Raw genomic sequence first — 15,489 nt, forward strand, 5'->3', positions numbered from 1 at the left:
CTAATAAAACAATTTACTGACGATCCAACCAATTCGCTCCGCCGGGTATGTGCGCCTTAATCTCCAAAATTGGTATATAAACACCTTAAAGTTTATCCCGGGTGTTGAGTAACATTGCTTTGCATAATTTAGCCAAAGGGTTATAGGCTCAGATTCGGCGTGCTTTCTTAGTATTCTGAATGCCATCTTTTGGATCACGAGGTAAGCAGGAAGGATTTAGTTCATTCCTGAATGGCGCCTTAGCCGTCGAAAATTTTGCGGGGGCCTGGCATATTCTACTCTTTTGCCCGGTATTAGAGTCCAGGCTTTAAATTCCAACAAAGTTCTAGCACACCGAAACCTTATTTCGAAAACACTAGAAAAGGTAAAGGAAATTAAATGTTAGTAACATAGAGATAATTAGAACGGCCTACGAGATTTCAGAAGAAGTAATCTGCACAAGTCTCCACAACTTTTGTGAGAACGCCCTCTTATTTTGCTGCGAAGAATTAACATTATTGTCTGGGTTCACGCCGAACCACACGGTACTCTTTCAGTCTGTGCGCTTCAGACCGGACGTCGTCTAACCAGCTTCCCATAAATATGTAGATTTATGTTTGCACCATAAGTCATTACCACTAACGTTAGAGAGGTCCAACCCGCGTTTCATATTTCAACTTTGTACTTTTCAGTTCTTACAACCAAACTTTAATGTTGTTTTGCTTTTATCGTAGGTCATGTATAGATCCCTCCCGGGAACTGATTCATATAACCCCTTAATCGCCAGCTCTAGGCGGGATACTGTCCGGGTGCCGGAACACATTTAACCCCCTTAATCGCCAGCCCAGGGCGGGATGCTGTTCGGGTGCCTGTATATTTAACCCCCTTAATCGCCAGCTCAGGGCGGGATACTGTTCGGGTGCCTGAATATTTAACCCCCTTAATCGCCAGCTCAAGGCGGATACTGTCCAGGTGCCGGAACATTTAACCCCTTTAATCGCCAGCCCAGCGCGGGATACTGTCGGAGCGGCGGTACATTGAACCCTCTTAATCGCCAGCTCAAGGCCGAATTCTGTCCGGGTGCCGGAGCATTCAACCTCCTTAATCGCCAGCCCAGGGCGGGATGCTGTTTGGGTGCGGGAACATTTAACCCCCTTAATCGCCAGCCAAGGGAGGGACGCTGTCCGGGTGTCGGAACATTTAACCCCCTTAATCGCCAGCCAAGGGAGGGACGCTGTCCGGGTGTCGGAACATTTAACCCCCTTAATCGCCAGCCCAGGGCGGGATGCTGTTTGAGTGCCGGAACATTTAACCCCGTTAATCGCCAGCCCAAAAAGAGATGCTTTTGAATACAGGGGAATTGACGTTAGTTGCCACATAGCTGACTCTTGTTAAGTCGGTAGTTTGCTATCGCCAATGTTGAAAGTCATTCCTTATAACTCTCTTTTTACACATAACAAAGTAAACCGATGAGGCTGATATCCCATAATCGACGAAAAAGAAACAGAACGTTAGCGTATAGTTAGAATTACGGTTACAATTAAACGCATAAGGCACGAATGTACGCATTATGCGTAAAGTGTACATATATGCGTTTAATTTCATTATTTAGGTTAAAAGGGATCGGAAGAGAATGAATCTAATTGATAAGATCGCCCTTGTCGGTCAACGAATGAAGAGCGAGCAGATTTCCCTGAAGGAGTCATTATTGGTCTCTTCAAGGGTTTCGGTCTCGGATGATAGTGTTGAAGGTGTAGATCGCCTCATCTATAACCATTGTTTGAATAAAAAAAATCTGTCAGATTTTTTTGGCAAGTCACGCGTCACCTTTAATAAAATCCTTGCCGATCTTGAAGATAGAGGTCTGGTTGGTGCTCCTATCTTTCAGAACAAAAACCATCTCTATACCAGGTGGGACGTCCAAAAAATCATGGATGCTCTGGGCTGTCCTCGGTACAGCGACTATTACCATAGCCGTGCAATCGTAACGCAGAACCATAAGGGCGGCACGGGTAAGAGTACAACTTCAGGGGCTCTTGCTGTAGCCGCAGCGCTTGATATGCATCTAAACGCAAGGACACTTTTGATCGAATGGGACCCACAAGGCTCAATTGGTAGCGGGATGATACAAAGTGTAGCGGAAGATGATGTTTTCCTCACTGCTATTGACGCCATCTTAGGGGTTTATGAAGAGGACTCAGATTACAAAAAATACCTTGATTTAGGGTATTCGGAAGAAGAAATCATTGAGAGTATGCCTTTTTCGACACACCTACCGAATCTTGATGTTATTACAGCATTTCCTACAGATGCGCGATTTAAAGATAAATACTGGCAGTGTTCCAGAGAAGAACGAACAGAGCTATTACTTCGATTCAAAGAAGTTATTCTGCCTGTTTTGAAGAAAAAATACGGCCTGATTATCATCGATACTCCACCAGAGGATTCGCCAATCACTTGGGCAGCTGATGAAGCCGCTGATGGCATTCTTGTTGCCGTATCACCTCGTGAATACGATTATGCTTCCACAACTGATTTCATGTTGACCATCAGCGAGCGTTTCAAACAATCGCCGAGCAAGGGCGAAAATCTGAGGTGGTTCAAAGTGCTGGCTGTTAACGTAGACGATAAGAGTCCATATGAAAAAATTGTTCTGGATAAACTGGTAAGAACAGTGCAGGAACTCTTTATGTCTGCAAATATTAAAAATTCCGAAGCGTTTAAAGCCGCAGCATCAAGGGGCAGAACCGTATTGGATATTAAAAAGTCTGAAGAGCTTTGCTCACCTAAGCAGCTTGATGTGGCTGAAGAATCTGTAATGGCGGTCTACCAGCAATTTATAAATGAGATTAAGAGTTTTTCTGTGAAAGAAAGGAGTAACGCATGAGTGATGAGCAGCATATCGGGAATGACAAATCCCGTTATATTAATGCACCTAAGCGTACTGAAGTCAGCCATCGCTCCGGGCTTCCAGGCCTGAAATCACAGCCTCGACTGAGGAAGCTGTTTGCTTTACATAATGGACGTAAGCTGGAAGCTGAACACATCATTGTACCGGCTGAGAAGGTGGAACTGGAAACCGCAGTACACCCTATGAACCCACGAAACCAGGAAGCTCTCACTGTAAATGCAGTTCGAGATATCCTGGAACAAATTAAGGTACGTGGTGTTGATACAGAAGGCGTTGCTGTCAAACGAAATGGGGTGTATCTGCTTATAGAGGGCAGTCGTAGGCGTTTCTGTTGTATTCAATCTGCGAAGGATTTGCCACTATGGGTGTTGCCGGATGAATTATCCCCGGAAGATATTAATTCCATCATTACAGCAGCACAGACATCACGGAGATTTTCTTACCGTGAAGTTGGATTCCAGTATTTACAGAAAATGAAAGACCTTGGATTTGCAACTAATGAAGAGCTTGCTAATTATCTCGGAATCAGCCATGTATCTGTTTCTAAGCGTATCCAGGCGGCGAAGATAGATAATTCTCTTATTGCTCTCTTTCCTGACTATGAAGGTATTCCTAACTCGTATTACAATCGCTTATCCCGACTACAGAAGTACGTCGAAAAGAATTTATTCTCTCTTGAGGAAGTTGTAGATAATGTTCGGGAGGAAATAAGGAGCTTGGATGTAACCGATATTTCCGAAGCACAGAAGACAGTAATAGATAAAATTACTACAGTAGTTGAACAGCTTGACATAAAACCTCCTAGCAAGGGGTGGGAAACTCGTGAATTAGCCGTGTTTGATAATAAAGATAAATATGCAAGGATTAGCAAAAATGCGTCTGGAAGAAAAATTAGGTTTGAATTTAATAGAATTAATAGCGAATTGATCGCAGAAATTGAGGAGTTTATAAAATCGAAGTTGAAAGAAAAAGAATAATTAAATTTTGCATTAATCCGCATCGCAAGGATGCGGATTTATTACTATGTTGACCTTAATTTCATTCCCTCCATTATCAATACTGTAAAGCCTTAATCATTCTAGATGCGTGTAACTGCATGATCTTTAGAACAAATATCCTTATAAATGAGATTGCAGGTCCCCATGACAGGGACCTAAATTAACTATTGAATGGGTTGATGTACAGGTTCAGAAAGAAAAGGCCTGAGATCTATGTGAACTGCTGCTGCATTACTGTCATTAATTACGTTTAAAGGGGCTTTACCTGGTAAAGACATTGTTGCAACGTCGGGACCTGAAACAGTAAAGTTATTTTCCGCGCTTGGCATTACTGTGAATATTTTTATTGCAACATTCTCATGCCGATACATAGATATCCCGAACGTGGAGCCTGCTTCAGTATTACTGACATCAACTTCAACCGGTGTCCTACCGATCACTTCATTGGTCAGTATATTTTTCACAATGGCACCATCAGGTGCTGTGTAGATGCGATAAGGATAAGCAAAAGCCACCTCGCAGCAGCAAATACAGATGACGGCCAATATAGATTTCATGATTGCTCCTGTTCCAAAAATGCAAGACTTAATGATTGCGTAACTAGCGTTGTGTTTGTTTCACCCGAGCCGGGAAATTCATATCTAATACTGAACAACAATGGCAATGTGGGTCCATCACTCGACTTTTGTGAAATTTTGGTAAATGCGTTATTAATAAACGTTAATTGGTCAGTGTTGTCGTAGCAAAGGCCGAGTAAACCAACAGTCGGAACAGTAAACAATGAAACTGAACCAGGTGTTAATAACAGTTTCCCACGCGATGAATAGGTGCAACGGCTTCCGGCTAGATTTAGATCCGATAACTCAATAAATTCCTTGGTACCATTCTTGGCGAGCAGCCAGACATCAGTGCCTGAACTCTCAATCAGAAAAGTAACTTTTCCGTCGGTATAGGATTCACTTTTGTTGCTCATCACAGGGTCGAAACCTACTGAGGGGAGGTCTGCAATTTTGCTTCCAACCGACTGACAGCCAGTCAAAAGACAGATAAAAATCACTCCGGCTGCTTTAATCATTACTAGCCCTCATAATCGTTTTCTGTATGGTGCTGATATCGAATTCTTCACCTGGGTAAACCGTCAAATTTTTGGAGAAATAATTAGAACCAACGAGGAAGCTGTTACGTTTACCAACCCAAACAAACTCTGAAAACATAAAAGACCTGAGTTTATCAGTCGCTATAATCTCGTAGGTATGTGAGGACGGTAATGATGCAGTCGCGACATCTGGGATTGTGACGGAAGAGTGAATTTTTTTGGGCACATTGAGACGTAGTGCGACTTCTGGTGAAGGGTCATACTCCTTTGAAAAATCCTGTGATTTTGAAGTTTGGGGGAGGGTGAATTTTTTACCCTGGTCTGGTCCAAAAATCGCAATAACGCTTTTATTCAATTTACTTACGGACACTATCGCCTGTAATGGGGTACTGGATAGGTCATTGACGAAAGAGATTGTCAGGCTGGAACCCGGCTCTAACCATAGAATTTTTTTACCGGCTGCATCTTCATCCAGGGATACAATATTTGATAACAAAACGCCATTTTTGGCTATAACGTCAAATGCAATTTTGGGTATCACAAGGTTCAAAGGCGTAAGTGTTGACTGATTTGCGATCTGGAGATAGTTACGCTTAGTCATGCTTGTTTTAATTACAGGTCTTTGTTGACCATTAACAAGCCACATACCGTCGACATATTTTGCAGAAATAGAAATAAATTCATAGTTAGCCTCAGATTTAGCAACTGACTGCTGAGAAGTAGGCATTGGTGTTTTAGTCGATGCGGTTGCATTGATTGATGGCCACACAAATGCCAGCACCGGTAAAATTATCAGTTTTAATTTCTGCATTATAAAGCAGCCTCTATGTTGTTATCTTTTAAATCCAGGTCAAGTGGTGTTGTGTTTTGTGTGTAAATGCCGTTCTTATTAAGGATCATTTGGTGGCAAATTAGGGTTGGTGTTGAGGCCAGTATCAACTCGACCAGCGTTATTGCCGGAACTGTAGTACGAGGTATACCTGGGGCTAGTAGTGCTGGATCGCTAATTGCTGACATGAACAGCGAGCCAGTATTGATATGGAGACAGTTGCCGACGAGTACAGGTAAGTTAGTCAAAGGTAACCCATGAGCCTTTCTGATGCTATTGACCGGATTCCGACCCAGTACAACGAGGTTGACATCGCTAATATTCATTGGGCTGACTGCGTGATCCATACCAAAAAGAAACTGACTCTGAAAGATATTCACGTTTGCCTGATTAAACGCGAGGAGAGCGTTATAGGTATTGTCGAAACCCTGTCGTATGTCCGTGTAGTCGGATGGACAAACACCGATAGTAATATTTCCTTTAAAAAGCACCTTCATCACCGTGGCCAGCTGGGTGGAGAGCAGTTTGCTGATCTCCTCTTCAAGATAACTGCGGTTAATTTGTTTATGCCAACGTCCGCCTCTTGCACACCACCGTTCGTTAAGAAATGTGCTTGGGTAATAAGTCCTACGATCATTATTTGTGGGTAAGAGCTTCTTCATCATCTCTTCACCAGCCCCGGCTGCTGAGAACACTCGCACAGAACGTCCATCAAAAATACCAGTGTTTATCGCTGTCATTAACTCCATGGGCTCAGGACCATAATCAAAGAGATTCCCGGTAGGGAAAATGATTAGTTCCTCATCTGGGCTCGATATCGAATGGATAAGATTACAAAGCGTCGAATAATGTCCATGGGGGTCTGCCAGAAAGAAAACCCTTCCGGAATAATTAGTCAGGTCAATTGTCTGGACGTGCTCAGATGCCATAAATGCCTCTTCTAGAAAGTACAGTAATAATACCGGATGAGTGTCGGCAATATTTTCGTTAAGAGGGCTAATTTCTGCGCTTAGGCAAAATAGAAGTTGAATTCATCTGTAGTATCCGCACAGAGAGACTTTTAAGTGCCGTCTTTGGATAGGATTTTTTAGTGTCGTAAAGCTGAAGAAAACGTCATTTATGTGTGTTTTTATCAAGTGTACATAAAGTAGAGCAAGACAATTTTTAAAAACGAAGGATTCTTTTTTAACAATAACTTACGTGTGTTTCTTGCCTCGTTTTTGTTGACCTAAAGCAACCATTAGTGTATAAATCCCATATCAAAAGTGGTGGGTTAATTAAACCAATTCGAGGGGTTCTGCATGACTGAATTAGTAAAAACAAAACTGGCTGTAGCTGAATCAAACTCTACTGAATTAGAGACACTTAAAGTTGTTATTGATGATGGTAGTAAAGCGGCAAAACTGGTTTGTGTTAACAATCAAGGTGACCTTGTTCCCTTATTGACTCAAAATAGTTTCGTTGCAGATTTCCGGGTAAGCCATGACGGGCTTATTCCGTTTAATTACCTTATTGATGGCCTTCAACGATTCTCTCATCACAGTGAATCTAGTAATGCCCTTGAAACTACCGACGTTGCGCATCAGTACGATGAGATCAGTCGTCTGAATGTTCACCATGCTCTTCATTCCTCTGGTTTAGAGCCGCAGGATGTTCATCTCTATGTAACATTGCCACTTAGTCAGTTTTATACCGCTTTGGGTGAAACCAATGACGAAAACATCCAACGGAAAAAAGACAACCTGATGAAGCCGGTTGAACGTTATATTGATGGTAAGCGTGTTTCATTTAATGTTGTTTCAGTTACCGTGTTTCCTGAGTCACTTCCGGCGGTAACTCGTGCAGATGAAATTGAGTTAATTGAATCTTTTGAATCAAGCCTGGTTATCGATTTAGGTGGGACAACACTTGATGTAGCAAGCATTACTGGTCAGCTGGAACAGATCTCCCGAGTCAAGGGTTTTGACCGTATTGGTTGTTCTATCGTATATGATGAAGTCCGTCGTTATCTGGATTCTTCAAAGCTGAACGCAAGCTACGCGTATATTCAACACTTGGTCGACAATCGTGATAACAAAGCCTCACTAAAGGTTTCTTCCGATGATCTTGATGGTGTCTTCCAAGCCGTAAATAGTGCCGTAGCGCAACTTCAAGAAAAAGTGATCAAAGCAGTCACTCAGGTGGAAGAACGTCCGCACAATGTATTCCTAGTCGGTGGGGGTTCTTACCTGATTGAACCGGCAGTGCGTGAACATTTTGATAAATCGAAAATCATCATGGTAGATAATCCGCAATTCGCTCTCTCACTGGCTATTGCAGATACTGTTTTTGCGTGATGATGGTTTTGTAAAGGGGGGGGGGTATGACAAAAAAAACTGAGAAGGAAAACGATCGCATCCAGATTAGCGCGTTTTGGTTATCGGAAAGGCAATCTCCGTATGCCTATAATTTTCTAAAAAAAAGTGACTTAACACATCGTGGCGAACAGCTTTCCATAATAAGGTCTGCAATCACTACGGGGTTAGTGCTAAATAACCTCTTCCCCGAGCTATCAAGTTTTATTAATGGACTGAATGAGAGATTAACGGCTGCTGATCTAAATCGGTTTTTTAATGATGAATTTAAAAAGAGTGATTTAAGTAATGAACAGTTGAAAGAACAAATAAGTCTTATGCTTGATTCGAAATTCAACGATTTAATTTTAAAGATTAATAATTGCAAGAATCCTGCTGCTGTATTTTCAACTAATTGTCAAACTGATGTCAGTGATGCAGTAAAGCCTGAGACAGCAAAGGAACAGCGGTTGGAATTAATGTCTACAGAACTGGCCAAAAACTCCATGCCTGTGACTGTAGAGACCTTGCCGCCTGTTGCGATCGCAAATCAGAATGATTCAGTTCTAAAAACTAATCATGGTTCTCCGGACGTTAACTTAGCTCAAACCGAAACCATGGCGCTCAGTGAACAAGCGCAAGTGCAGGGTGTGACAACAAAGCAGAAGAAAAGGGCAAATGCAAACCTCGCAAATCTTGCAAAGTAAATATAGAAGTATCAATTGATTAAAATTTGTAATCTCTCAAAAAAGTCAGCTTACCAGCTGGCTTTTTTGTTGGTATATTATTAGTAGATGAGGTTGGATGGTGAACCGGTTACATGTAGTTAATGGAACACTCAATGCTGCATAGCAAGTTAAATAATTTCGTAGAATTATAGATCCAACTCAAAAACTCATTATGAACCTCTTTGGTTGTTTCAGGTCTAACCAGTTTGTTTTATGAAACCTAATTTTAGTTATGTATACTACTAAAAAAAAGGTGGTTTAGCTCCTGTTTATGGTTGTTCGTTTGCACGATTTAAGAACAGGTGTTAAAACGGGTACAGATTTGTCCTAAAGTATTGGTTGAAGTAAGAAATATCTTACTAAAATTGGTACTTATTTATTATTTTATGTAAAAAATCTCTATGCTTTACTGGTCAAGTTAGGTTTTTTTGTTACCCTAGCACCCTATGATCCTAAGAGTTTCTGCCGTGCAATCTGGATGAGCGTAAAGAAACTAACGGCATCATGTGTAACTGTTTGATTATTATAATGAAGGCTGACTGAATGTTATCACGCAACTCACTAATACATGGTTTACGTCGAGATCAGTTAATCGAAGTTCTGTCTATTTCTGAATTCCCAGTTGTCCTGGTCGAGAATCCCTTCATTCAGCCTGAATCAACGGGCAAAAAACCTGTAATTTTTAATATTGATGAATTTCATGTTTCTATCGCTCCAATTTCCTCCCTTAAGTACGACTGGGAATGGGCTCCAATTGATACAATACTCATCGAAGTGGTCATTCCACCTGCGGAAGCAGACCTCGTAAGCGCCGAGAATGATTTTCTTCGCGATGCGGGTATTGGCCATATTCAATGCGAGCCTGGTGGTGTATCGATACGCCGTACAGTGACATTTGTTGGTGGTATCACCGCCGACAATTTGCTGTATCAGCTTAGGCTTATGTGCGTGAGTGCTTTACACCTGATTGGAGAGGAACTGGAGGATGAAAGTTAATTACAAGAAACTATTACCTCTTGTAGTGCTCGGTTTAACAATTGCGGGGGCTTACTCGCTTTTCAACGCAAGACCGGCGGAGCCCGACTTGTACGATTTTACTGGCAAAGTTCTTAAAGCCACGTCTGTTTTCCAACCCTGTGATAAAGAATCCACACCTTCGTTAAACGTTAAAATTGCAGATAACGGAAACATACATATCAATGGTGTTGCATCAAAAGTTACTTTTGTTGAAAAAGTTTCGCCTGATGAAATTTCTGTTAAGTGTGCTGGGTTACCAATCAAAAATGCTCGGCTTGTGCATACGAGCTCTTACACCATGATAATTTCGGAAGGAAAAGGTGGTTTTGTTATTTCGGATTTGATACGCATCCAGGATAATGAAGTCATCTCCGGTATATGGTTCTTTAAGAAGAGAGCATAGCAATGAAAGAACTGGAAGCTATTGGAACGAAGGCTCTACGGGCTAGGGTCTTCAGCCAGTCAGTGGCGATGGCATTTGAAGTGAACGTCGACATAAGTCGGTCTGCTGATAATTCAGCCTTCATAAGCGAGGCTGAAAAATATTACCTTACTCTCCAATTCGCCCCTCCGGCTGACAATAGAGAATATGGGTGGAATTCAGAGGGAAGTATTCTCATGAAACTATCCCAAAACGAAGCCATGGCGCTGGCTTCTGTCTTCCTGAGAATTAAACCTACACTTAAAATTGAAAAGAGAAAAACCACGCATCGCACACACCAGGCTTACAAAAATATCACTATCGGCCCAAATGACCGTGGGGGCTTGTTAGTCACGTCAGGCATTGTTCCGGTCGAAAGGGGTTCATTTAAACCCATAAATTATAATCTTCCCGTAACGCAAATGGATTGTGTTTCAACAGGACTTTTTTTGCTTGGATTCTTGACGCTTAAGATGCCATGGGTATCCTCAGAATCGATAATAACTGCTCTGCGCCTTTCGGAGTCGAAAAGCTGTCAGTGAGTTAAAAATCTTCAATTTTTAGCAAAAAATTAATATTTTTTTTTCCTCTTAACGAACAAGATTTCAGATTTTTTTATCGTAGAGTAATTTTAATTCTGCGTAAAAAAAACAGGTGTTCGTCATGAGAAAATCAGGTTTATGTTTAACCCTGTTGTTTTCTTTAATTGCCTCGATTAAGTCGGTACATGCCGAGGCAATTATGATTTCCGGAAAACTCCAGGCTGATATGCCTGCCGTCACGTTTAATCCCGACCCGGGCGATTTTGTTGCATTCGTAAACAATAATATAATTACTGCCTCAGGCTCTGGAACCGCATGTAATGTGACGGTTGATGATCGTGCGACATCAACGGTGGATAATCTTGTCTGCTTCTTTGAGTGGCTTCCAAATAGCTCTGGATTTACTGCTAACGGGTTCACGTTAACCGGGATTCCAAACAGCTCAGGAGACCTAAAACTCCCTTACAAAATTTCCTATTTTTCCGGTACAGAAAGGCAAAAAGTAGAAGTAGTGAAAGGGGAGTATACAGTTAATGCTCTCGTACCGGTTAAACCGACGATCACCGGCCTAAAGTCGTCTATGAATGGGCTGGTTCAAGAGGGTTACACACTTAAATCTTATATTAAGGATGAAGTGATCAGGAGTTTTGCCGTCTCAGTAGAACCCCGCAATTTTGTGCAATATATTTCTATCGGATCGGGTTCTGCCTGTGAAGTCCCTATTGGTGGGACCAGTTGCACGATCGATGTAGGAAGTATTAAAGTAAGTGATTCGGATTTATTGATAGGTTCACGGGAAATAACTGTCACCGCTAATTCGAAAAATAATTACTTTGCCCCTCCTGAAGCGCAAAAGCTTACGCTGACCTGGGACTACCGTCCTCCTGTTGTTGACCATACTCTCTGGAATTTCACTGATGAAGCTAAAACTATCAGTATTGGCGGTCAGCAAATCTATACCGGCGCTAAAACGGTAGCTGTAGCCGTCAAAGTGCCCCAGGAAGAGACTGAAGGCGAGTGGTGGCTACCAACAGCTATGACGCTGACGATGGTGCCGGACGGGGTTTTCAAGCCGACAACAAAAGTAACTTTGGATGACGGTACGGTTATCGACTTTAAGCAATCCTGGGTAACACCGATACGGCGTACCCTCCAGCCCGTGAGCGGACCCCAGAAGGTCGGCGATGAGTATCTGTATATCTTTGACTTAACAGACCTGACGAATGGCTCTTATGCCGCCACGTTCACTATAGAGAATACTAGCAAGAATACGTCTACGTACAATGAGCCCGAAAGCAAACTGATGCTTTCTGATAACCCCACACTCATGGTACTTAAGGATGGGGCAGCGCTGGCAAAACGAGCACCTGTTTATTTCTTAAATGAAATTATTGTTGCCGCATTCCAGGGGCAGGCCGGGGTTGCGGATATTAAAGCCGTTACTATCGATAACAAAGTTGTTGAACTCACCCCAACGAACTACAAAGGCATTTATTATCTGCCGGTGGGGGATGATCTAGATGTGAATGCTGACCACGAAATCACAGTCGTGGCGGAAAACCTGTATGGCAAGATTGTGACATTCAATACCACTTTCACGTATCAACCGACAGGGTTTGCGCTTAAAAACTTAGAAAAAGACGTCACCTTGTATTCTCGCGTTCGGCAATATACCGATCTGATGAGTCAGACAGCCGGTGATAAATGCACTCTCTTTACTACGGAAGAGAACGCGCAGGCTTATCTTGAGTGGTATGGCGGCAAATCTGATATCACTGCCTGTTACCCTCAGTGGAACAATGTACCGGACGGGCTTGAATTTTACTTTAAAGGCAGGACGCCAGGACTTACGGGGTTCTTCAATAAAACTGGCGAAAACCTGCTCGATTACCAAGTCTATATGATAAACGGTAGAGGCTCTAAAGCTGTGTCGGCCAAATACCGCCGCGTATTGACAACTCAACTGCCATATAACCCAATCCTTACTTACAAGAAAAATAAGTTGGTAACTGGGATCAACCCTAACACTGCACTAGCGTACACGACAGGTGGGGAAGCTGCTCGCCTCTTGGCAAAAGTGGTACCTGCTGATGTGACAGTCTATGTTTCGCAAAACGGGGGTGAGAACACAAAAACGACGTTTAAAAACCGTTCATCAAACAACGATGCAACTACATTCGTTCAGCGTCTGAAAGTAGCCGCAGCCCCACTGTGGACGAAAAATGTATTCGACATTGCTGTAGAGTACTCGAAGGACCCGACAATGCGGACCGCCGATACACTTAACGTGTATACGGTCCCCGACTTCAGCATTCGGGCTACGATGGAAGTCGAAGACAAAAAGACGGCTACTACAATGGAATTACCGTTGAAGGTGTCAGTTGGGCGCTATAACAATTCAACTCGCAAAAGCTCATTTAGCCGGACGACAATGGGTGACTGGGATGTAACCATTTACGCTCAGAAAAGTATCTATGGTAAAGATCCAGAAACAGGCCGTTTTAAAACGACGTATGAACGTACCCCATTAACCGAGGCATTGCCGGTGAATGATGCCGGGGTAGTCGAAACAAAAATCAAAATCGAGAATATGGACCTTGGGAACATGCGTCTTGTCGGGATAGCTAAAGTCCGTTCGCCTTTCGCTGATTTTGAATTGACCCGGGAAACAAGTGCGGTCGGCATACGTGTGTATAAGGGTGAAGAGCTGGAGGGTAATCTCTCAAAGAGCCTGATTATCGGCCGTATCCCGCTCAGTACGCTTGTGAACTTCAAATCGGCCAGCACAGCTAACTCTGATGCGCTTGCTCCTACCGAGTGGCAGGAGTCGTCAGACAATGGGCAGACATGGACGATGCTTTCGGACATGACTGGGAAGAGAAGTATTTCAATCAGAAAAACTGACGTCGGTAAGTGGCTCTACAGGGCCAAGATGACCAACAAGTTTACGTCAAAAGTGTCTTATAGCGACGTGCTGACAGTTGTAACGTACAAACAGCCTAAGCTAAGTATTGATGTTGCGGAAATTCTTGAAGGCGATGATTTACCAGTCTCGTTGCTGGATAATGATGAGCCGATTCCGCAGGGTACGGCTGAAGTAATGTGGTCGGAAGATAAAATTAATTGGGTCGCGGGTGACACTACCTATACCGTGACTGCCGCTGAGAAGCTTCCGCCAACTATCTACGCCCGGATGCGCTATCTGGATTCAGACGACCTGGCTGAAGAGTCCTCCTGGAAAGAGACGTCTGCGCGGTTAACGGTCGCTAAACCCAAGCGCCTTTCCGTTTCAGTGAGCAGCATTTCAAAGGTAGAGGTGGGAAGTAAAGTTACTTTAGATGGTAAATACTCCAACCCGAACAGTCGGTACCAGAACGGAAATGACGTCATTGAAGAATGGACTGCCCCTGACGGACAGAAAATCAGAGGGCCTAAGTTGTCGATGACGCTGACAGAGGAGATGCTGGATAAGCAAGGCTATGCGGCATTTACATACAGTGCATGGCTCGCTGACAGCAAGGAAAGTACCATTTCCACGCGGAAAGTATCGATTAAGTCCTGGGTGTATAAGTTCCCTGAAATGAAAGTCAGTACGAAGCTAAAATACACTATGGCCCCGTCGACCTTACACGTCGCCCTGACCGGAATAAAAGACGGTGACTATCCGGGAGTAACTTATTCACGGGAGTGGATCTACGATAAGGAAAATATCTCCATTTCAAAAGATGAAGGAGATACGAAAGAGTTTGCAATTGCGAAGCCGGGTAAATATACGTTGATGATCGTTTTCCGCGATAACCGTAATAACGAACAGCGTATTGAAAATACCTTCGTCGTCGATGAGCAAACTCCGATGACTGTTGAAATGACCCCAAAATTCTCTAATAAGTTCATGAGGGCTCCTCTTGATGTCACACTAAGATCTAATATTAAACTGGCGCACTCTGCTGACAGTATTGATACGGTGACGTATAAAGTAAATGGAGAGGTTGTCCAGGGTAGTAAAAACTATTGGGCTCAGGGAATTCCCGGTCTTACTGAGAAAAAATATGAAATCACGCTGGATGTTGTCAGTAAAATGGGACAGCGTGGTACAGCATCAGTAGATTTTGATGTTGTAAAAAACGCCGCTCCGCAATGTGTGCTAAGCCATACAGAATCCAATATGAGCTGGAGTTTCACAAATAAATGTGTCGATACTGATGGCAAACTGGTTCGTTATGAATGGTATATCAATGATGAACTAAGGAATGTTTTTGGCAGCACTGCGACACTATCGAAAAATCTTAATCGTGGGAAGCAAGATATCCGTGTAGTCGCATATGATGATAGTGGAGATTCAGCAACACAGCGCACGGTCGTATATGGCCCAGATGAGGAAAAATCAAAGGCTGTAGAAACAACTGGTACATCGCAGTAAGACAAATTTATGTACTGAAATAGAAGCCGGGACAGTAATGTCCCGGCTTTTTGTCTTTGGTCTTTTGAATTGATTTCGTCGGAAAAGTTACTTTGCATGAACGGTGATACAAGTCTCATGAATCACCAATCAATGGCAATAATGAAAGAAAAAGAGGGGCGTAAATTATCAGAAATAACTGGCTTTGTAGAAATAATGACGGTCCAAAACATGGA

12 protein-coding genes are annotated in these 15,489 nt (G+C 42.9%); 8 read left to right on the top strand and 4 right to left on the bottom strand.

What is annotated here, in order from left to right; genetic code table 11:
* Positions 1-1,612: 1,612 nt before the first annotated feature.
* Positions 1,613-2,866 (top strand): ParA family protein, encoded by a 1,254-nt coding sequence (locus SK35_RS24415; protein ID WP_015063110.1) that lies wholly within the window; start codon positions 1,613-1,615, stop codon positions 2,864-2,866.
* On the top strand, positions 2,863-3,867 hold the full coding sequence (locus SK35_RS24420; RefSeq protein WP_022652164.1) for a ParB family protein: 1,005 nt from the start codon (positions 2,863-2,865) through the stop codon (positions 3,865-3,867). The genes SK35_RS24415 and SK35_RS24420 overlap by 4 nt, the downstream gene beginning before the upstream one ends.
* 185 nt (positions 3,868-4,052) lie before the next feature.
* Here SK35_RS24420 and SK35_RS24425 read toward each other — a convergent pair whose 3' ends face one another.
* The 4 genes from SK35_RS24425 to SK35_RS24440 are packed head-to-tail and all read right to left on the bottom strand — an operon-like array spanning position 4,053 to position 6,742.
* Positions 4,053-4,445 carry a hypothetical protein gene (locus SK35_RS24425; protein ID WP_022652165.1) on the bottom strand — a complete coding sequence of 131 codons (393 nt, stop codon included), beginning with the start codon at positions 4,443-4,445 and terminating at the stop codon, positions 4,053-4,055.
* On the bottom strand, positions 4,442-4,963 hold the full coding sequence (locus SK35_RS24430; RefSeq protein ID WP_015063113.1) for a hypothetical protein: 522 nt from the start codon (positions 4,961-4,963) through the stop codon (positions 4,442-4,444). The genes SK35_RS24425 and SK35_RS24430 overlap by 4 nt, the downstream gene beginning before the upstream one ends.
* On the bottom strand, positions 4,956-5,795 hold the full coding sequence (locus SK35_RS24435) for a hypothetical protein (protein WP_015063114.1): 840 nt from the start codon (positions 5,793-5,795) through the stop codon (positions 4,956-4,958). The genes SK35_RS24430 and SK35_RS24435 overlap by 8 nt, the downstream gene beginning before the upstream one ends.
* Positions 5,795-6,742: a metallophosphoesterase gene (locus SK35_RS24440; RefSeq protein ID WP_015063115.1), complete on the bottom strand. Its 948-nt coding sequence runs from the start codon at positions 6,740-6,742 to the stop codon at positions 5,795-5,797. The genes SK35_RS24435 and SK35_RS24440 overlap by 1 nt, the downstream gene beginning before the upstream one ends.
* A gap of 372 nt (positions 6,743-7,114) precedes the next feature.
* Here SK35_RS24440 and parM point away from each other — a divergent pair, with 372 nt between their 5' ends.
* The 6 genes from parM (at position 7,115) to rsp (ending at position 15,274) form a co-directional block, all read left to right on the top strand.
* Entirely contained in the window at positions 7,115-8,149 is a 1,035-nt protein-coding gene (parM, locus tag SK35_RS24445; RefSeq protein ID WP_015063116.1) for a plasmid segregation protein ParM domain-containing protein, read from the top strand.
* A 26-nt stretch (positions 8,150-8,175) separates the two neighbouring features.
* The gene (locus tag SK35_RS24450) at positions 8,176-8,853 is read left to right on the top strand and encodes a hypothetical protein (RefSeq protein WP_015063117.1); all 678 of its coding nucleotides are present in this window, start codon (positions 8,176-8,178) and stop codon (positions 8,851-8,853) included.
* A gap of 564 nt (positions 8,854-9,417) precedes the next feature.
* The gene (locus SK35_RS24455; RefSeq protein WP_015063118.1) at positions 9,418-9,870 is read left to right on the top strand and encodes a hypothetical protein; all 453 of its coding nucleotides are present in this window, start codon (positions 9,418-9,420) and stop codon (positions 9,868-9,870) included.
* Positions 9,860-10,294: a hypothetical protein gene (locus SK35_RS24460; protein ID WP_022652166.1), complete on the top strand. Its 435-nt coding sequence runs from the start codon at positions 9,860-9,862 to the stop codon at positions 10,292-10,294. The genes SK35_RS24455 and SK35_RS24460 overlap by 11 nt, the downstream gene beginning before the upstream one ends.
* A 2-nt stretch (positions 10,295-10,296) precedes the next feature.
* Entirely contained in the window at positions 10,297-10,854 is a 558-nt protein-coding gene (locus tag SK35_RS24465; protein ID WP_022652167.1) for a hypothetical protein, read from the top strand.
* 121 nt (positions 10,855-10,975) lie between these two features.
* Positions 10,976-15,274, top strand: a complete 4,299-nt coding sequence (gene rsp / locus SK35_RS24470) for an IncHI-type conjugal transfer protein RSP (protein ID WP_022652168.1) — start codon at positions 10,976-10,978, stop codon at positions 15,272-15,274.
* Positions 15,275-15,489: the final 215 nt, after the last annotated feature.

Source organism: Citrobacter sp. MGH105, assembly GCF_001037485.2.
GTDB lineage: Bacteria > Pseudomonadota > Gammaproteobacteria > Enterobacterales > Enterobacteriaceae > Citrobacter > Citrobacter portucalensis.